This is a genomic window from Mesorhizobium sp. WSM4849, assembly GCF_055811385.1.
In genome coordinates, this window is the sequence record NZ_JBVVPW010000001.1 from 60,097 (window position 1) to 78,051 (window position 17,955).

General features: G+C 63.3%; 17 protein-coding genes. 8 read left to right on the forward strand and 9 right to left on the reverse strand.

Annotated features, from left to right (window positions below; translation table 11 throughout):
* Positions 1-128: 128 nt before the first annotated feature.
* The 7 genes from AC0L3L_RS00285 (at position 129) to AC0L3L_RS00315 (ending at position 7,925) form a co-directional block, all read left to right on the forward strand.
* Positions 129-905 (forward strand): DeoR/GlpR family DNA-binding transcription regulator, encoded by a 777-nt coding sequence (locus AC0L3L_RS00285; protein WP_473484070.1) that lies wholly within the window; start codon positions 129-131, stop codon positions 903-905.
* A gap of 65 nt (positions 906-970) precedes the next feature.
* A complete protein-coding gene (locus AC0L3L_RS00290) occupies positions 971-1,897 on the forward strand; it encodes a LysR family transcriptional regulator (protein ID WP_123146441.1) in 927 nt (308 codons plus the stop codon).
* A 182-nt stretch (positions 1,898-2,079) separates the two neighbouring features.
* Entirely contained in the window at positions 2,080-3,234 is a 1,155-nt protein-coding gene (locus AC0L3L_RS00295) for an ABC transporter substrate-binding protein (protein WP_473484068.1), read from the forward strand.
* A 214-nt stretch (positions 3,235-3,448) separates the two neighbouring features.
* Positions 3,449-4,447 (forward strand): ABC transporter ATP-binding protein, encoded by a 999-nt coding sequence (locus AC0L3L_RS00300; protein WP_473636142.1) that lies wholly within the window; start codon positions 3,449-3,451, stop codon positions 4,445-4,447.
* Between the two features lie 250 nt (positions 4,448-4,697).
* On the forward strand, positions 4,698-5,663 hold the full coding sequence (locus AC0L3L_RS00305; RefSeq protein ID WP_473636143.1) for an ABC transporter permease: 966 nt from the start codon (positions 4,698-4,700) through the stop codon (positions 5,661-5,663).
* On the forward strand, positions 5,653-6,468 hold the full coding sequence (locus AC0L3L_RS00310) for an ABC transporter permease (protein ID WP_473484059.1): 816 nt from the start codon (positions 5,653-5,655) through the stop codon (positions 6,466-6,468). The genes AC0L3L_RS00305 and AC0L3L_RS00310 overlap by 11 nt, the downstream gene beginning before the upstream one ends.
* A 29-nt stretch (positions 6,469-6,497) precedes the next feature.
* Positions 6,498-7,925: a gamma-aminobutyraldehyde dehydrogenase gene (locus tag AC0L3L_RS00315; RefSeq protein WP_473484057.1), complete on the forward strand. Its 1,428-nt coding sequence runs from the start codon at positions 6,498-6,500 to the stop codon at positions 7,923-7,925.
* 154 nt (positions 7,926-8,079) lie between these two features.
* On the opposite strand, the gene AC0L3L_RS00320 is transcribed toward AC0L3L_RS00315, so the two are convergent.
* From AC0L3L_RS00320 to AC0L3L_RS00360, 9 genes are all read right to left on the reverse strand, one after another.
* A complete protein-coding gene (locus tag AC0L3L_RS00320; RefSeq protein WP_473484054.1) occupies positions 8,080-8,442 on the reverse strand; it encodes a nuclear transport factor 2 family protein in 363 nt (120 codons plus the stop codon).
* Between the two features lie 114 nt (positions 8,443-8,556).
* On the reverse strand, positions 8,557-8,721 hold the full coding sequence (locus tag AC0L3L_RS00325) for a hypothetical protein (protein WP_473636144.1): 165 nt from the start codon (positions 8,719-8,721) through the stop codon (positions 8,557-8,559).
* A 126-nt stretch (positions 8,722-8,847) separates the two neighbouring features.
* Entirely contained in the window at positions 8,848-9,195 is a 348-nt protein-coding gene (locus tag AC0L3L_RS00330; RefSeq protein ID WP_473636145.1) for a formate dehydrogenase subunit delta, read from the reverse strand.
* Complete coding sequence (gene fdhD, locus AC0L3L_RS00335) at positions 9,185-10,015, reverse strand: formate dehydrogenase accessory sulfurtransferase FdhD (RefSeq protein WP_473484049.1); 831 nt, start codon at positions 10,013-10,015, stop codon at positions 9,185-9,187. The genes AC0L3L_RS00330 and fdhD overlap by 11 nt, the downstream gene beginning before the upstream one ends.
* 3 nt (positions 10,016-10,018) lie before the next feature.
* Positions 10,019-12,895: a formate dehydrogenase subunit alpha gene (fdhF, locus tag AC0L3L_RS00340; RefSeq protein ID WP_473636146.1), complete on the reverse strand. Its 2,877-nt coding sequence runs from the start codon at positions 12,893-12,895 to the stop codon at positions 10,019-10,021.
* A gap of 10 nt (positions 12,896-12,905) precedes the next feature.
* The gene (locus AC0L3L_RS00345; RefSeq protein ID WP_473484044.1) at positions 12,906-14,462 is read right to left on the reverse strand and encodes a formate dehydrogenase beta subunit; all 1,557 of its coding nucleotides are present in this window, start codon (positions 14,460-14,462) and stop codon (positions 12,906-12,908) included.
* On the reverse strand, positions 14,459-14,938 hold the full coding sequence (locus AC0L3L_RS00350) for a formate dehydrogenase subunit gamma (protein WP_473636147.1): 480 nt from the start codon (positions 14,936-14,938) through the stop codon (positions 14,459-14,461). The genes AC0L3L_RS00345 and AC0L3L_RS00350 overlap by 4 nt, the downstream gene beginning before the upstream one ends.
* A gap of 134 nt (positions 14,939-15,072) precedes the next feature.
* Positions 15,073-15,972 carry a LysR family transcriptional regulator gene (locus tag AC0L3L_RS00355; RefSeq protein ID WP_473484038.1) on the reverse strand — a complete coding sequence of 300 codons (900 nt, stop codon included), beginning with the start codon at positions 15,970-15,972 and terminating at the stop codon, positions 15,073-15,075.
* 95 nt (positions 15,973-16,067) lie between these two features.
* Positions 16,068-16,445 (reverse strand): VOC family protein, encoded by a 378-nt coding sequence (locus tag AC0L3L_RS00360; RefSeq protein ID WP_473484036.1) that lies wholly within the window; start codon positions 16,443-16,445, stop codon positions 16,068-16,070.
* Between the two features lie 242 nt (positions 16,446-16,687).
* Here AC0L3L_RS00360 and AC0L3L_RS00365 point away from each other — a divergent pair, with 242 nt between their 5' ends.
* Positions 16,688-17,863, forward strand: coding sequence for an Mrp/NBP35 family ATP-binding protein (locus AC0L3L_RS00365; protein WP_473484034.1), 1,176 nt, complete (start codon positions 16,688-16,690; stop codon positions 17,861-17,863).
* Positions 17,864-17,955: the final 92 nt, after the last annotated feature.

Consider the following 17,955-nt stretch of genomic DNA (forward strand, 5'->3'; position numbering starts at 1 on the left):
GCCATGTGATCCGGCTTGTCAACGAAAACTTGTGGCTTTTTGCCCGAAACCACAAGGATTTCTTGTAAGCTGTGGCCGATTTGCCTTAGAAGCGGTCAGCAGCGCAACAATCCGATTGGGCGAACCCGATGATCCATTCGAAGCGGCATGGCGAAATCCTGCGTCTCTTGCATGAAGAGGGCACTGTCACCATCGCCAGTCTGGCCGACCGGCTGGGCGTCTCGCTGGAGACCGTGCGCCGCGACGTCAAGCCGCTGACCAGTGACGGTTCGATCCTGAAGATGCATGGCGCAGTCGGCCTGCCGTCGATGGCCGGCGAGGCGCCGTTCGAGCGGCGCATGCGCGAGAATGCCGATGCCAAGCGCGCCATCGCCCGCATCGTTGCCGCGACCATCCGCGACGGCGAATCGATCATGCTCGACACCGGCACCACCACCTCTTTCCTGGCCCGCGAGCTGCTCGGACACCGGCGGTTGACGGTGGTTACCAATTCCTCCGACATCGCCCGCACGCTGGCCACCGTCAACGGCAACAAGGTCTACATGGCCGGTGGCGAATTGCGCAGCGATTCGGGTGCCGCCTTCGGCGTCTCGGCGATCGAATTCGTCAGCCGCTTTTCCGTCAGCCATGCGGTGATCTCCACCGGCGCGGTCGATGCCGTCACCGGCGTCATGGACTATGATCTGGAAGAGGCGGAATTCGCCCGCATGGTGCTGTCGCGCGGCCAGCGCTCGCTCGTCGTCACCGACCACACCAAGTTCGGTCGCCAGGGCCTGGTCCAGGTCTGCGGCCTCGACGGTTTTTCCGAACTCGTCACCGATCGGCCGCCGCCGCGCGCCATCGCCGCCGCCCTTGGGCAAGCGGGCGCACGGCTCAGCATTGTCGGCGACGAAAGCGGGATCTGATCTGACCAGAGCAGTAAAGGGGTGGGCGGCTTTTCTTCCTTACCGTCCCGGTGTTTAGTCCGGTCATGGCCTTCACAATCCGTCAATTGCAGTTCTTCATCGCCGTCGCCGAGCAAGGCACGGTGTCTGGCGCCGCCCAGAACCTGTCCATCTCGCAATCGTCGGTCACCGAAGCGATCAAGGAGCTCGAAGGCGATCTCGGCGTCGAACTGTTCGAGCGCCATCCGCGCGGCCTCAACATCACACACAAGGGCCATCAGTTCCTGCGCCATGCGACAAAGATCCTTGCCGACGTTTCCGATGCGCGCCGCGCCTTCTTCGGCGAGCAAGCGGCGGCGGGCGGCCGGCTGCAGCTCGGTGTCACCTCGCTGGTCGCCGGCTATGTGCTGTCCGACCTTCTCGCCCGCTATCGTCGCGCGTATCCGGGCGTCGAGATCTCGGCCATCGAGGACAATGGCGATTACCTCGAACATCTCCTGATCGGCGGCAAGCTCGACATCGCCGTTATGGTCACCTCGAACCTGCGCGACCGCACCGCCTTGCAGTCCGAAATTCTCGAAGTCTCGGCCTACCGGCTATGGCTGCCGCTCGGCCACCCGCTGGCCGGCGCCGACATCATTGGCATTGGCGACATCGCCTCGGAGCCGCTGATCATGCTGACCGTCGACGAGATCGAAGAGAATACCGGAAAACTGCTGGCGGCGATCGGCGCCAAGCCGCATGTCGCCTTCCGCACCCGCTCTGTCGAAGCGGTGCGCAGCCTCGTCGCCACCGGCGCCGGTGTGGCGTTGCTGCCCGACCTCGTCTACCGGCCATGGTCGCTCGAAGGCGACCGCATCGAATCGCGCGATATTTCGGGCTCCTTGCCGGTGGTCCAGGTCGGCATGGTCTGGCGGCGCGGCTCCGGCCTGCCGCAGGCCGCACGCGACTTCATCGGGCTTGCCCAGTCCCAGCGCATGGTCCGTCAGCGGCCGGAGAAGATTGGACGTTAATCTATCGGAAAAACCGATATCGCCTTTCTGATAAATGAATTTGCGAAACCGGGAATTTCACAGCACCTTCATGATCGGGACCAAGCCGCCACGACAGTGCGGCGCCCCTTAGAGTCGCGCATGTTCCTTTCCGAAAACCGGAACCGGTTTTCGGGGTCATCCGCCAAAATGGGAGATCGACGATGAATTCATTCCTGAAGTCATGCACTGCATTGACGGTCGCGCTGACCTTCTCCGGCCAGGCGATCGCTCAGGTGACGGAACTCGGCAAGGGCGAAGGCCAGGTCAACATCGTCGCCTGGCCCGGCTACATCGAGCGCGGCGAAACCGACAAGGGCTACGACTGGGTCACGTCCTTCGAGAAGGACACAGGCTGCAAGGTCAACATCAAGACCGCCAACACATCCGACGAGATGGTCGCGCTGATGAACGAGGGCGGATTCGACCTCGTTACCGCCTCGGGCGACGCTTCGCTGCGCCTCGTCGCCGGCAAGCGGGTCCAGCCGATCAACACCGATCTCATCCCGAGCTGGAACACGGTCGACGACCGGCTGAAGGATGCGCCGTGGTTCACTGTTGGCGGCGTCCACTACGGCGTCCCCTACCAGTGGGGACCGAATGTGCTGATGTACAACACCGAGGTGTTCAAGGAAGCGCCGAAGAGCTGGAACGTCGTCTTCGAGGAGATGACCTTGCCCGACGGCAAGTCGAATAAGGGCCGCGTCCAGGCCTATGACGGGGCGATCCACATCGCCGATGCCGCCAACTATCTGATGTTTCACAAGCCGGAGCTAGGCATCAAGGATCCCTACGAGCTGACCGAGGATCAGTACAAGGCCGCCCTCGATCTCTTGCGCGTCCAGCGCACGCTGGTCGGACGCTACTGGCATGACGCCGCCATCCAGGTCGACGATTTCCAGAACGAAGGCGTCATTGCTTCCGGTTCATGGCCCTACCAGGTCAACACGCTGGCTGCCGCCAAGAAGCCGGTCGCTTCGACCGTTCCTCAGGAAGGCGTCACCGGCTGGGCCGACACGACCATGCTGGCGGCCGAGGCGGCCAACCCGAACTGCGCCTATATGTGGCTGGAGCATTCGCTGTCGCCGAAAGTGCAGGGCGATGTCTCCGCCTGGTTCGGCTCGCTGCCGGTGGTGCCGGCTGCCTGCAAGGGCAACGAACTGCTCGGTGACGAAGGCTGCAAGACCAACGGCTACGACAATTTCGAAAAGATCAAGTTCTGGAAGACGCCGGTGTCGAAGTGCGCCACCCAGAACGATCAGTGCGTGCCTTACTATCGCTGGGTGTCGGACTATATCGGCGTCATTGGCGGACGGTGAGTTCCCTTCCCCTCCCCTTGTGGGGAGGGTCGACGCGCAGCGTCGGGGTGGGGGTCCGCTCGGCAGTTCTTGCCAAATAACCCCACCCGCGGGCTTCGCCGCGACCTCCCCACAAGGGGGAGGTAGGGCGTCGCGCAAGTTCGCTGGCCCCGCCCCCTATCCGTGGCGGCGCCGGCGATGTCAACACATCAAACCGGCAACAGACTGACAGCCCATGACAGCAGCCGTTTCCTTCCAAAAAGTCTCGCGCCATTTCGGCAGCGTGCGCGCCGTCGATATGGTCGATCTCGACATCGTGCCGGGCGAGTTCTTTGCCATGCTTGGACCTTCGGGTTCCGGCAAGACAACCTGCCTACGTCTGATCGCCGGCTTCGAGCAGCCGACATCGGGCTCGATCTCCATCTTCGGCGAACGTGCCGAAGGCGTTCCGCCCTATCGCCGCAACGTCAACACCGTCTTCCAGGACTACGCGCTGTTTCCGCATCTGAACGTGCTCGACAATGTCGCCTACGGGCTGATGGTCAAGGGCGTCGGCAAGCTCGAGCGGCAGAAGGCGGCCGAGGAGGCATTGTCGCTGGTGCGGCTTCCCGGCTACGGTGCCCGCCGTCCCGGCCAGCTTTCCGGCGGCCAGCGCCAGCGCGTCGCGCTCGCCCGCGCCCTGGTCAACCAGCCCAAGGTGCTTTTGCTCGACGAGCCGCTTGGCGCGCTCGACCTCAAGCTGCGCGAGAACATGCAGGAGGAGCTGAAGTCGCTGCAGAAGGCGCTCGGCATCACCTTCGTCTTCGTCACCCACGACCAGGGCGAGGCCCTTTCGATGGCCGATCGCGTCGCCGTCTTCAACGACGGCAAGATCATGCAGATCGGCACGCCGGAGGACATCTACCAGCGCCCGAAGACGCGCTTCGTCGCCGATTTCGTCGGCTCGTCCAATGTGCTGCCGCCGGACTTCGTCCAGCGTTATTCCGGCCAGCATCGCTGGGGCAGCCTGCGGCCTGAATCCATTCGCATCGGCCGGGCTGCCAAGGGCGACGGCGTTGCCGCTCGTCTCGTCTCGACCAATTATCTCGGCGCCACGACCAGACTGGCGCTCGACGCCGACGGGTTGAGATTGCATGCGATCGTGCCGGCCGGTGCGACATTGCCGAAGGAAGGTGAGGCGGTCATGCTCACCTTCAACCGCGAGCACCTGCATTTGATGGATGAGCCGGCATGATGGCGCTGAGGAAAGTCTTGGCTGACAGGCCAAGTGCGGCGCTTCATGGCGCCCCCCTCTGTCCTGCCCACTTTGCCATCACTTTGCATCTCCCCCACTTGGGGGGAGATCGGCAGCTTCGCCAGTGGCGCCTCTTCTGCAACGTTGGTGATTGGCGAAAGCAGTCGCGACAGCCAATCTCCCCCCTCGTGGGGGAGATGTCCGGCAGGACAGAGGGGGGCGCGAAGGATCGCGGCCGGTCGAAGAAACCATGACTCTGACCGCGACCCAGGCAAAACCTGCCCCAGCCCTCCTTCCCCGCGCCGGCGGCCTGCGCGGCGCGCTGTCGGACCTGTTCTGGCGCAAGCCGAAGCTGCTGCTGCTCTTGATGCTGCTGCCGCCGGTGCTGTGGCTTGGCATCGTCTATATCGGCTCGCTGTTCTCGCTGCTCTTACAGAGTTTTTTCTCGATCGACGAATTCTCCGGCCTCATAAACCGGCAGTTCACGCTGAAGACCTATGGCGACCTGCTGCAGGCCGCCAATCTCGACATCATCCTGCGCACGGTAACGATGGCGGCTCTGGTCACGCTCGCCTCGGCGATCATCGCCTTCCCCATCGCCTATTACGCGGCGCGCTATGCGCGCGGCCGCTGGAAGGCGCTGTTCTATCTCGGCGTGATGCTGCCGCTGTGGTCGAGCTATCTGGTCAAGATCTACGCCTGGAAGCTCATCCTCGCCAAGGAAGGCATCCTGTCCTGGCTGCTCGCCAAGCTGCATCTTCTATGGCTGCTCGATGGCTGGCTGTCGCTGCCGATCGTCGGCGGCAATTCTCTGTCGGTGTCGTCCACCGGCACCTTCATCGTCTTCGTTTACGTCTGGCTGCCTTTCATGATCCTGCCGGTTCAGGCGGCACTTGAGCGCGTGCCCGGCAATCTGGTCGAGGCCTCGTCCGATCTCGGCGCCTCGCCCGGCCAGACCTTCCGCAATGTGCTGTTCCCGCTGGCGCTGCCGGGCATCGTCGCCGGTTCGATCTTCACCTTCTCGCTGACGCTCGGCGATTACATCATCCCGCAGATCATCGGCACCTCGCGCCTCTTCATCGGCCAGGCCGTCTATTCGCAGCAGGGCACCGCCGGCAACATCCCGCTCGCCGCCGCCTTCACCGTGGTGCCCATCGTCATCATGGGTTTCTACCTCTGGGGCGCCAAGCGCATGGGGGCCTTCGATGCGCTCTGATGGCTCGCAATCCACCCCTCTCGGCTTGAAGATCGCTGCTGCCTGCGGTCTGCTGTTCCTGCATTTGCCGATCTTCCTGATCTTCGTCTATGCCTTCACGACCGAGGAAAAGAGCTTCGTCTGGCCGCCGCCGGGACTGACGACGCAGTGGTTCGCCGTCACCTGGAACCGCCCGGACGTGTGGCAAGCGCTGTCGCTGTCGGTCCGGGTCGCCGCCATCTCGACACTCGTCGCCCTGGTCCTCGGCACGCTCTGCGCCGCCGCCGTTTCGCGAACACAGTTCTTTGGCCGCGAAACCATCTCGCTGCTGGTCATCCTGCCGATCGCGCTGCCCGGCATCATCACCGGCATCGCGCTGCGTTCGGCCTTTTCGCTGGCCGAGATTCCATTCTCGTTCTGGACGATCGTGCTTGGCCACGCCACCTTCTGCGTCGTCGTTGTCTACAACAACGCAGTCGCCCGCTTTCGCCGCACTTCCGGCTCGATGATCGAGGCATCGATGGATCTCGGCGCCGACGGCTTCCAGACCTTTCGCCATGTCGTGCTGCCCAATATCGCCACCGCGCTGCTCGCCGGCGGCATGCTCGCCTTCGCGCTGTCGTTCGACGAGGTCATCGTCACCACCTTCACCGCCGGCCAGCAGCAGACGCTGCCGATCTGGATGCTGGAGGAACTGATCCGTCCGCGCCAGCGCCCAGTCACCAATGTCGTGGCCATGGTCGTCGTGCTGGTGACGCTGCTGCCCATCCTCCTTGCCTACTACCTGACCCGCGACGGCGACCAGATCGCCGGTTCGGGCAAATGACGTCAAGAATCCATAAGGGAGAGACTTCCATGGACACAAAGATGCTGATCGGCTCGAAATTCGAGAAGGGCACCGAAACCGAGGAGCCGATCCTCAATCCGAAGACCGGAGCGACTATCCTCAACCTGCCTGAAGCCAGCCAGGCGCAGATCGAGGCAGCGGTGCTTGCCGCCGAAAAGGCCTTCGTCACCTGGTCGCGCACCACGCCGGCGCAGCGCTCGGGTTATCTGCTAAAGATCGCCGATCGCATCGAGGCCGACGCAAAGGATTTCGCGGCACTCGAGGCGCTCAATTGCGGCAAGCCGATCAATGCCGTGCTCAACGACGAAATCCCGGCGATCGTCGACTGTTACCGCTTCTTTGCCGGCGCCGTCCGCTCGATGCCCGGCCAGGTCGCCGGCGAATACATTCCTGGTCACACTTCGATGGTCCGCCGCGATGCCATCGGTGTCGTCGCCTCGATCGCGCCATGGAACTATCCGCTGATGATGATGGCCTGGAAGCTGGCGCCGGCGATTGCCGGCGGCAACACTGTCGTCTTCAAGCCGTCGGAGCAGACGCCGCTGACCTCGCTGAAGCTGGCGAAGATCCTCGCTGAAATCCTGCCGGACGGTGTTGTCAATGTCGTGCTCGGCCGAGGCGACAGCGTCGGCAACACGCTGATCAACCACCCGAAAGTCAACATGATTTCGATCACCGGCGACGTCGCCACCGGCAAGAAGGTGCTGCAGGCCGCAGCCAAATCGGTCAAGCGCACGCATCTCGAACTCGGCGGCAAGGCGCCGGTCATCGTCTTCGACGATGCCGATCTCGGCGCGGTGATCAATGGCCTGCGCGCCTTCGGCTACTACAATGCCGGCCAGGACTGCACTGCCGCCTGCCGCATCTATGCCGGCAAGAAGATCTACGACAAGCTCGTCGCCGACCTTTCCTCGGCCGTCTCGACCATCAAGTACAACCGCCCCGACGACACCGAGAACGAGATCGGGCCGCTCATCTCACGCCGCCAGCGCGACCGCGTCTCGAGCTTCGTCGAACGCGCCTCGGAGCTGAAGCACATCGAGATCACCACCGGCGGCAAGCCGGGCGAAGGCTCCGGCTTCTTCTACCAGCCGACCGTCGTCGCCGGCGCGCTGCAGGAAGACGAGATCGTGCGCCGCGAAGTGTTCGGCCCGGTTGTCTCCGTCACTCGTTTTTCCGAGGTCGACGAGGCGGTGAACTGGGCGAATGACAGCGACTACGGCTTGGCATCGTCGGTATGGACCAAAGACGTTTCGCGCGCCATGGCGACGGCAGCCCGGCTTCAGTATGGCTGCACCTGGATCAACACCCACTTCATGCTGACCAATGAGATGCCGCATGGCGGGCTGAAACAGTCCGGCTACGGCAAGGACATGTCGCTTTACGCACTGGAGGATTATACCGCTGTCCGCCATGTGATGGTGGCGCACGGGTAGCGCCTTCCTTCTCCCCGTTGACGGCCCGTTGACGGGGAGAAGGTGGCCCAGAGGGGCCGGATGAGGGCCAGCACAAGTCTTGCTCAGCTGGTTCCGCCCCTCATCTGCCTGCCGGGCATCGATCTGCCATCTGGCGCTGAACATCGCTACCTCCTCACTCGTCCCATGTTTGCACGACGGTCTGCCGCGCAATTTGGCCGTCCTTCAGCTCCAGCATCGCCGCGCAGAACACTTTCGTGCCGTCGGGGTAGCTGCAGGCCTGCGTGAAGGCGAGATTGTCGCCGTCGGCGATGGTGGTGTCGACCTTGTGGGTCATCGCCCGGCTGCAGATGTCGTCCCAGAATGTGCTGATCGCCGCGCGTCCGCGAATTTCGCGCGGCTTGCTCGGCGGATTGTTGCGGTCGATCACCCGCACCAGAGCGTCATCGGCATAGAAGCTCGCGAGCATTTTTCCGTCACGGCCCTCGATTGCATTCTTGATCGCCGCGCCATTCACTGGCTTTGTCTTGGTCGGCATTTTATCCTCCATGTGCCCGTCTTCACGATCGGGCTGTTGATGATCAGAAGCGGGTATCGATGCGGTCCGACAGGCCGGTGCCGCGCTTGTCGAACAGGATCAGCCGCGAGAAGGCTACAGCCGCTTCAGCAGCCGGCTGTAGCCTTCGTCTTCCCAGTGCAGGTCGAGATTGGAAATGAAGCCCGGCACGAAAACGAGATCGAACGATCCCTGGCCGACCACCTGATAGGCGATCCGCACGTCGCCACTTCGGGCGTATCGCGTTTCGATCGGCCTCACGAGATTTGTCCGCCAGGCCCGACGATTTCTGGTCGCTCAACATAGCAGAGGCGCGACGCTTACGGCAGATCAAACGTTAGAAGATGGGAATGCAAGCGTATGGGCCATGAGAGGCACGTTTGCTGACTACTTCTGCGAAGCGGCGATCCCGGCATTCGACTCACCGGCCCCAGGGCCTTTGCCGCCTGGAACGACGGCCCCGGCATCGGCGCGGAAGCCCACTGCTTCCGGTGCAGCCGGCCGCTTGATCCTTGCCGAGGCGGCCACGACAAGCTCGTTGAAGCCTTCGCCACCGCCGTCCAGCATTTCGAACAACTGCCGCCGCATCCTCGGTTCCCAGAACTTGTTGATATGCTCGGCGACGCCGGCAATGCCTTCCTCGCGCGGCTTGGAGTGAAAAAAGGCGGCGATCTGATTGGCCATGCGGACCAGCTTCTCGCTGGTGCTCATGATGTGGCCTTCGTCATGCGACATGCTTGGCAACTCCCGAAACCACCCGTTCGGGGTGGGTGAAGATATCGAAATCATTGCCGCGCACCAAAGCCACCAGCGTCATGCCGGCGTCCTCGGCGGTGCGGATGGCAAGTGCCGTCGGCGCCGAAACGGCGATGATGAACGCAGCGCCGATCGCCGCCGTCTTCTGCACCATCTCGACCGAAACGCGCGACGTCACCACGACGGCACCCAAGGTGCCATCGATGCCGGCTTTGGCGAGTGCGCCGGCCAGCTTGTCGAGCGCATTGTGGCGGCCGACATCCTCGCGCGCCATGACGATACCCTTGCCGGAGATATAAAAACCGGCGGCGTGGACCGCGCCGGTCTCGGCATGCAGCGGCTGCACTTTCGACAAAAGCTTGACCGAACGGACGATGTCGTCCGCCGTAAGCGTAAGTTTTGACGAACCGACCGTCTCGACCGAACGCATCGCCTCCTCGATCGACTCGATGCCGCACAACCCGCAGCCGACCGGTCCGGCCAGCCGCCGGCGCCGCGCCTCGAAGCGCGTATTGGCCTGGTCCTTTAGCCTGATCTGGATGTCGATGCCGGCGCCGTGATCTTCGACTTCGATCGCCTCAATTTCTTGCCGGTTGGCGATAATGCCCTCGGTCAGCGAGAAGCCGAGCGCGAAATCCTCGAAATCGGCGGGACTTGCCATCATCACCGCATGGGTGGTGCCGGCAAAGGAGAACGCCACCGGCGTCTCTTCCGGCACCATCCGGTTGGCGGCCGCAGTGCCGCCGGCGCGGTGCGCCAGCCGCGAGATCTGCGTCGTGGCTTTGCGGCGCGCGCTCAACGATTACTCCGCTGCTTCCAAGGTCGCGATGCGACGGCTGTTGCGGGCCTGCTCGTCATAGTCGAGCTGCCATTCCGACGGTCCGTTGGACGCGCCGACCTGCACCGCCGTCACCTTGTATTCCGGGCAGTTGGTCGCCCAGTCGGAGAAGTCGGTGGTGATGACGTTGGCCTGCGTGTCTGGATGGTGGAACGTTGTATAGACCACGCCCGGCGACACCTTGTCGGTGATCAGCGCGCGCAGCGTCGTCTCGCCGGAGCGGCTGGTCAGTCGGACCCAGTCACCGTCGCGCAGGCCGCGGTTTTCGGCGTCATGCGGGTGGATCTCGAGCCGGTCCTCGCTATGCCACATGATATTGTCGGTACGCCTGGTCTGCGCGCCGACATTGTACTGCGACAGGATGCGGCCGGTGGTCAGCAGCAGCGGGAAGCGCGGTCCCGTCCTCTCGTCGGTCGCCACATATTCGGTGCGGATGAACTTGCCCTTGCCGCGCACGAAGCCGCTGATATGCATGATCGGCGTACCTTCCGGCGCCTGCTCGTTGCACGGCCACTGCACCGAGCCCATCTTGTCCAGATAGTCAAAGGAAACCTTGGCGAAGCTCGGAGTCGTCTTGGCGATCTCGTCCATGATTTCCGACGGATGCTGGTAATTCCAGTCAAGCCCCATCGTCTGTGCGAGCTTCTGCGTCACTTCCCAGTCGGCCAGCCCGTTCTTCGGCGCCATCACCTTGCGCACGCGATTGATGCGGCGCTCGGCATTGGTGAAGGTGCCGTCCTTCTCGAGGAAAGTCGAGCCGGGCAGGAAGACATGCGCGTAGTTGGCGGTCTCGTTGAGGAAGAGGTCGTGGACGACGACACATTCCATCGCCGCGAGGCCCGCGGCGACATGCTTGGTGTCGGGGTCGGACTGCAGGATGTCCTCGCCTTGCACATAGAGGCCCTTGAACGAGCCGTCGACGGCGGCGTCCAGCATGTTGGGGATGCGCAGGCCGGGCTCATCGTCGAGCTTGACGCCCCAAAGGCTCTCATAGATATCGCGCACCGCGTCGCCGGAGACGTGACGATAGCCGGGCAGCTCATGCGGGAACGAGCCCATGTCGCAGGAGCCCTGCACATTGTTCTGGCCGCGCAGTGGGTTCACGCCGACGCCTGGCCGGCCGATATTGCCGGTCGCCATGGCGAGGTTGGCGATGGCGATGACGGTGGTCGAACCCTGGCTGTGCTCGGTCACGCCGAGGCCGTAATAGATCGCGCCATTGCCGCCGGTGGCAAACAGCCGTGCGGCGCCGCGGATCTCTTCGGGATCGACATTGGCAAGCTGTCCGACGACTTCCGGGCTGTTTTCCGGTAGCGCCACGAACGATGCCCAGTCCTGGAACTCGTCCCAGTCGCAGCGCTCGCGGATGAAAGCTTCGTCGAACAGGCCTTCGGTGACGATGACATGCGCAAGCGCGGTGACCACGGCGACATTGGTGCCGGGCTTCAGCGGCAGATGATGCTGCGCCTCGATATGGGCCGAGCGCACGATGTCGGTGCGGCGCGGGTCGAGCACGATCAGCTTGGCGCCCTTGCGCAACCGCTTCTTCATGCGCGACGCAAATACCGGATGCGCGTCGGTCGGATTGGCACCGATGATGATCACCACGTCGGTCTGCTCGATCGAATCGAAATCCTGCGTGCCTGCCGAAGTGCCGAAGGTCTGGCCAAGGCCATAGCCGGTCGGCGAATGGCAGACGCGGGCGCAGGTATCGACATTGTTGTTGCGGAAACCCTGGCGGATCAGCTTCTGCACCAGATAGGTTTCCTCGTTCGTGCAGCGCGACGAGGTGATGCCGCCGATCGAGGTGCGGCCATACTGGTACTGGATGCGGCGGAATTCGTTGGCAGTATGGGTGAGCGCTTCTTCCCACGGCACTTCGCGCCATGGATCGGTGACCTTTTCACGGATCATCGGATTGAGAATGCGCTCCTTGTGGGTCGAGTAGCCGTAGGCAAAACGTCCCTTGACGCAGCTATGGCCGCGATTGGCCTTGCCGTCCTTGTAGGGCACCATGCGCACCAGCTCGTCGCCGCGCATTTCGGCCTTGAACGAGCAGCCGACGCCGCAATAGGCGCAAGTGGTGACCACCGAATGCTCCGGCTGGCCGATCTTGATCACCGATTTCTCGGAAAGCGTCGCCGTCGGGCAGGCCTGCACGCAGGCGCCGCAGGACACGCATTCGCTGTCGATGAACAGCTGATGCATGCCTGGCGACACGCGGCTTTCAAAGCCTCGGCCCTCGATGGTCAGCGCGAAGGTGCCTTGCACTTCCTCGCAGGCGCGCACGCAGCGCGAGCAGACGATGCATTTCGACGGATCATAGGTGAAGTACGGGTTGGACTCGTCCTTCGCCATCCATTTGAAGTTTTCTGCGCCGTCATTCTTCTTGAAGACGTGGTTGTCGCCCTCATAGCCGTAGCGCACGTCGCGCAGGCCGACGACGCCGGCCTGCGTCTGCAATTCGCAGTCGCCATTGGCAGCGCAGGTCAGGCAGTCGAGCGGATGATCGGAGATGTAGAGCTCCATCACGCCGCGGCGAATGTCCTTCAGCCTTCCGGTCTGGGTATGCACGACCATACCCGGCGCCACCGGCGTCGTGCATGAAGAAGGCGTGCCGTTGCGGCCGTCGATCTCGACCAGGCAGAGCCGGCAGGAGCCGAAGGCATCGACCATGTCAGTGGCGCAAAGCTTCGGGATGGTGATTCCGGCCTCCATCGAGGCGCGCATGATCGAGGTGCCTTCCGGCACAGTGACGGTGAAGCCGTCGACGGTCAGCGTCACCTGCTTCTCGGAGGTCGAGGCCGGTGTGCCGTAGTCGATTTCCTGAACGAGACCCATGGCGAGACTCCTATTCTGCTGCTTCGGCGACCGGCGCCGGCTTGAAATCATCGCGGAAGTGGTTGATTGCGCTCATCACCGGATAGGGCGTGAAGCCACCCAGCGCACAGAGCGAACCGAACTTCATCGTGTTGCAGAGGTCGGTCACCAGTTCGATCTGCTTTTCCGGCTCGATGCCTTTGGCGATCTTGTCGATCGTCTCGACGCCGCGCGTCGAGCCGATGCGGCACGGCGTGCACTTGCCGCAGCTTTCGATGGCGCAGAACTCCATGGCGAAGCGCGCCTGCTTCAGCATGTCGGCTGTGTCGTCGAAGACGGTGATGCCGGCATGGCCGATCAGCCCGTCCTTGGCGGCGAATGCCTCGTAGTCGAAAGGCGTGTCGAACAGGGAGCGGGGAAAATAAGCTCCCAATGGACCCCCGACCTGCACCGCCTTGACCGGCCGTCCAGTCGCCGTGCCACCGCCGATGTCGTCGACGATCTCGCCAAGCGTCATGCCGAACGCCGCCTCGAACAGGCCGCCATATCTGACGTTGCCGGCGATCTGGATTGGAATGGTGCCGCGCGAGCGGCCCATGCCGAAATTCTTGTAGAAGGCAGCACCCTTGTCCATGATCACAGGCACCGAGGCCAGCGAGATGACGTTGTTGATCACCGTCGGCTTGCCGAACAGGCCCTGGATGGCCGGCAGTGGCGGCTTGGCGCGAACGACGCCGCGCTTGCCTTCGAGGCTGTTGAGCAGCGAGGTTTCCTCGCCGCAGACATAAGCGCCGGCGCCGACGCGGATCTCCATGTCGAAGGCGTTCGGCGAGCCCAGCACATTGACGCCGAGCAGGCCGGCCTTGCGGGCGACCTCGACCGCCTTCTCCATCATCGCCACCGCATGCGGGTATTCCGAGCGGATATAAACAAAGCCCTTGGTCGCGCCAGTGGCGATGCCGGCGATCGCCATGCCTTCGATCAGCACGAAGGGATCGCCCTCCATGATCATGCGGTCGGCGAAGGTGGCGCTGTCGCCCTCGTCGGCATTGCAGACAATGTATTTTTTGTCGGCCGTAGTATCGAGCACGGTCTTCCATTTGATCCCGGTCGGGAAGCCGGCGCCGCCGCGTCCGCGCAGGCCCGACTCCGTCACCTGTTTGACGATTTCGGCCGGAGCCATCGCCACGGCGTTCTGCAGGCCCTTCAGCCCGCCATGCGCCTTGTAGTGATCGAGCGACAGCGGATTGATGACGCCGCAGCGCGCGAAGGTCAGCCGCGTCTGCTTTGCCAGGAACGGGATCTTGTCGGGTGCACCCAACCAGCGCTTGTGGTAGCCGCCGGTGAGAAAGCCACAGTCGAAAAGGCTTTTGACGTCGGACGGCTTTACCGGCCCATAGGCGACGCGGCCATTGGCTGTCGCCACCTCGACCATCGGCTCGAGGGAATAGGCGCCGCGCGAACCATTGCGCACGATCTTGGCCTCGATACCGCGGTCGGCCAATTCCTTTTCGATCGCCTTGGCGACCTTTTCAGCACCGAGCGCCAGCGCGCCGGAATCGCCGGGAACGTAGATGCGCGGGATCATGAGCGCACCTCGGTCACGATCTCGTCAAGCTTTTCGTCATCGAGCCGGCCGATCACCTCGCCGTCCAGCATTGCCGATGGCGCGCAGGCGCAAAGGCCGAGGCAATAGACCGGTTCCAGCGTCACCGAACCGTCGCGGGCCGTCTCGTGGAAGCCGATGCCCAGCAATTGCTTGAGCTTGGCGGCAATGGCATCCGAGCCCATCGATTGACAGGCTTCCGCCTGGCAGAGCTTCAGCACATGCCGCCCAGCCGGATGGCTGCGGTAGTCATGATAGAAGGTGACGACGCCGTGCACCTCTGCCTTGGAGATGTTCAGCGCCTCGGCGATCACCGGCAACGCGTCCTGCGGCACATGGCCGAATTCTTCCTGGATGCCGTGGAGGATCGGCAACAGCGGGCCTTCGAGGCCCTTCAACTCCTGGACGATCGCCGCCGTGCGCGACGCGATCTCGGTACCTGCAGGCTGCATTGTCATGCAGCGCCCTCCCTGGTCGTAGTAATCTTCCGCTAAGTGCTTAGGAAATCAGAGGAAACCCACTAAATCAATAAAGCTGATCCGTTGTTCGATAGAAATCTTCTATCGACACCGTCCAGCCTGCAATCTCTAGCTCAGTGGCGGGCGCGGAAATCGTCTGCCAGCGCCATCGCCTCGTCCAGCAGCGCCGAGACCAGCGGAGTGTGCGGCTCGCGCGGTGTCGCCACCAGCCCGACGGTGTGGCTGGCATCCGGCTCGACGATCGGAATGGCCCGGATCGGCTCGGAAAAGCCGAACGTTTCCGAGAGGTTGAGCGGCATGATCGACGACCATTTGCCGGTGCGGATATGGGAGAACAGCACGATCATCGAATTGGATTCGAGTGTCGGCCGCACCTCAACGCCGGCCTCGGCAAGGTGCTGGTCGATGATGCGGCGGTTCTGCATGTCCGGCGTCAACAGGCAGAGCGGCAGCTGGCTAAGCTCCGCCCATGTCACTTTGTCGCGGTCGGAATAGGGGGTTCCGACCGCGGTGATCAACTGATAGCGCTCGTCATAGAGCGGCACGCTGGTCACCCGCCCCAGCGGCTCGTTGTCGAGATAGGTAATGCCGGCGTCGATATCGAAATTGCCGAGCAGCGACAGCACCTCGATCGAGGTGCGCGACAGCACAGAGAAGGTGACGCCGGGATGTTTTGCCCGAAAAGGTGTCGTCAGCCGCGCCACCATGGCCAGCGCCGTCGGGACGGCCGCGATGCGGATGCGCCCCGAGAGGCCGTGGCGCGCCGCCCGCATTTCCTCGCGCATGGTGCGGGTATCGCCGACGATGCGGCGCGCCCACACCAGCACCTGTTCTCCCTCCGGCGTCAGCCCCTGAAAGCGCGATCCGCGCAATACCAGCATCACGCCGAGCTGGCCCTCCAGCTGCTTGATGCCGGCCGAAAGCGTCGGCTGGGTGACGCCGCACACATCCGCCGCCCGGCCGAAATGCTCTTCCCTGGCCAGCGCGATGAAGAATTCCAGCTTGTCGATCATGAGCGGACGCTACCCGGCCAAGTGAGGTTACGCCAGATGCATGCTGTTTTTGCTTGGCGAATCCTCATGCGGCCGAAGCTTCGCCTCCGTCCAAGCTAACGGTCGACCAGGTTCAGAATGTTGCCGTCAGGATCCTTGAACCAGGCGACCTTCATGCCGTAGCCGACATGGATGTCGCCTTCCAGCGTCAGGCCCGGCATATCGTAATGTTCGAAGACGACGCCCTTCGACCTTAACGCGCTGACAATTTTTTCGATCTCGTCGCCGACCATCCAGGTTACCGCCGTCGCTTTGTTGGTTCCGGCGAACATCGAGCGATACACGTTGATGCTGGTGTCACCGCATTTGTAGACGATCAGTTCGCCCCCCTCGTTGTGAACCTCCGTCAGACCCAGAACGCCTTCATAGAAGGCCTTGGCCTTGGCCAGGTCCTTCACCGCGAGATTGGCCGTTGCGTTGCTGTTTGCGAGCATGATTGGTCTCCTTTCCTTGCTGGCGAGCACGTCCGAAGCCCTGCAACAAGATAGGGCTGCTTCGTTTTCCGGCGACCGCAGCTTGTGCGATTGGCGTGCCTCTTCCCTAAAGACGTTTTGTCTCCCGCAAATCCCGACAAGCAGACGCGAATTTTGAAGCCATGCCACTGTGCGTGTCGTTCCGCCGCTTGGTTCTGTTCGGGAACTGCATTATCTCAGGCGGAAAGCAGAGGAAAAAGCTCATGTCCGTCACCAAGGAAATCGTCATCGAGCGCCTGAAGACGGTCAACGGACCGGACTTCACCGGCAACATCGTCGACCTCGGCATGGTTTCCGAGATTTTCATTGCTGATGCCAAGGTCTTCTTCTCGATCACCGTCCCTGCCGCCCGGGCTCAAGAGATGGAGCCGTTGCGCGCCGCCGCCGAACGCGTCGTCAAGGCGATCCCCGGTGTCGCCGGCGCCGTGGTTGCGCTGACGGCGGAAAGGAAAGGCGGCGGCATGGAGGCTCCGGTTCCGCAAAGGCCCGCTCCCAGGCCCGCGCCGGCCGCACCCGCTGCCGCGCCACGACCGGCCCCGCATGCTCCAGCCTCGCACAGCCAGGGCAAGCGCGGTGTTCCCGGCATCGAGGCGATCATCGCTGTTGCTTCCGGCAAGGGCGGCGTCGGCAAGTCGACCACCGCCGTCAACATCGCGCTAGGCCTCGCCGCCAACGGCCTGAGGGTCGGCGTGCTCGATGCCGACATCTACGGCCCGTCGATGCCGCGGCTGCTCAACATCCATGGCCGGCCGCAGACAGTCGACGGCAAGGTCCTGAGGCCGATGGAGAATTACGGCCTGAAGGTCATGTCGATGGGCTTCCTCGTCGATGAGGAGACGCCGATGATCTGGCGCGGGCCGATGGTGATGTCGGCATTGACGCAAATGCTGCGCGAGGTCGAGTGGGGTCCGCTCGATGTGCTCGTCGTCGACATGCCGCCCGGCACCGGCGACGCGCAGCTGACCATGGCCCAGCAGGTGCCGCTGGCCGGCGCCGTCATCGTCTCGACGCCGCAGGATCTGGCCCTGATCGATGCCCGAAAAGGCCTCAACATGTTCAGGAAGGTCGACGTGCCGGTGTTGGGCATCGTCGAGAATATGAGCTATTTCCTCGCCCCCGACACCGGCAAGCGCTACGACATCTTCGGCCATGGCGGCGCGCGCCGCGAGGCCGAGCGTCTCGGCGTCACCTTCCTCGGCGAAGTGCCGCTCGAGATGGGCATCCGCGAAAGCTCCGATGCCGGCACGCCGGTGGTGGTCTCGAAGCCCGATAGCGCCGAGGCGAAGATCTACCGCGACATCGCCTCGAACGTCTGGGGCAGGGTCAACGAAGAACGCGGCGCGGCCGAAGCCGCCGTGCCAAGCATCGTGTTCGAGTGATCCCCTCCCCCTTGAGGGGAGGGTGGCCCGCGCACCCCCGCCGGCGGGGGGGCCAGAGCGGGCAGCACCACGTTACAAAAAAAAATAGGGAG

Coding starts and splice junctions, on each gene's coding strand:
- AC0L3L_RS00365 (WP_473484034.1), top strand. CDS start 16,688: ATGTCCGTCACCAAGGAAATCGTCATCGAGCGCCTGAAGACGGTCAAC.
- fdhF (WP_473636146.1), bottom strand. CDS start 12,895: ATGGGTCTCGTTCAGGAAATCGACTACGGCACACCGGCCTCGACCTCC.
- AC0L3L_RS00290 (WP_123146441.1), top strand. CDS start 971: ATGGCCTTCACAATCCGTCAATTGCAGTTCTTCATCGCCGTCGCCGAG.
- AC0L3L_RS00305 (WP_473636143.1), top strand. CDS start 4,698: ATGACTCTGACCGCGACCCAGGCAAAACCTGCCCCAGCCCTCCTTCCC.
- AC0L3L_RS00320 (WP_473484054.1), bottom strand. CDS start 8,442: ATGCCGACCAAGACAAAGCCAGTGAATGGCGCGGCGATCAAGAATGCA.
- AC0L3L_RS00300 (WP_473636142.1), top strand. CDS start 3,449: ATGACAGCAGCCGTTTCCTTCCAAAAAGTCTCGCGCCATTTCGGCAGC.
- AC0L3L_RS00360 (WP_473484036.1), bottom strand. CDS start 16,445: ATGCTCGCAAACAGCAACGCAACGGCCAATCTCGCGGTGAAGGACCTG.
- AC0L3L_RS00330 (WP_473636145.1), bottom strand. CDS start 9,195: ATGTCGCATGACGAAGGCCACATCATGAGCACCAGCGAGAAGCTGGTC.
- AC0L3L_RS00295 (WP_473484068.1), top strand. CDS start 2,080: ATGAATTCATTCCTGAAGTCATGCACTGCATTGACGGTCGCGCTGACC.
- AC0L3L_RS00350 (WP_473636147.1), bottom strand. CDS start 14,938: ATGACAATGCAGCCTGCAGGTACCGAGATCGCGTCGCGCACGGCGGCG.
- AC0L3L_RS00285 (WP_473484070.1), top strand. CDS start 129: ATGATCCATTCGAAGCGGCATGGCGAAATCCTGCGTCTCTTGCATGAA.
- AC0L3L_RS00310 (WP_473484059.1), top strand. CDS start 5,653: ATGCGCTCTGATGGCTCGCAATCCACCCCTCTCGGCTTGAAGATCGCT.
- AC0L3L_RS00345 (WP_473484044.1), bottom strand. CDS start 14,462: ATGATCCCGCGCATCTACGTTCCCGGCGATTCCGGCGCGCTGGCGCTC.
- AC0L3L_RS00315 (WP_473484057.1), top strand. CDS start 6,498: ATGGACACAAAGATGCTGATCGGCTCGAAATTCGAGAAGGGCACCGAA.
- AC0L3L_RS00355 (WP_473484038.1), bottom strand. CDS start 15,972: ATGATCGACAAGCTGGAATTCTTCATCGCGCTGGCCAGGGAAGAGCAT.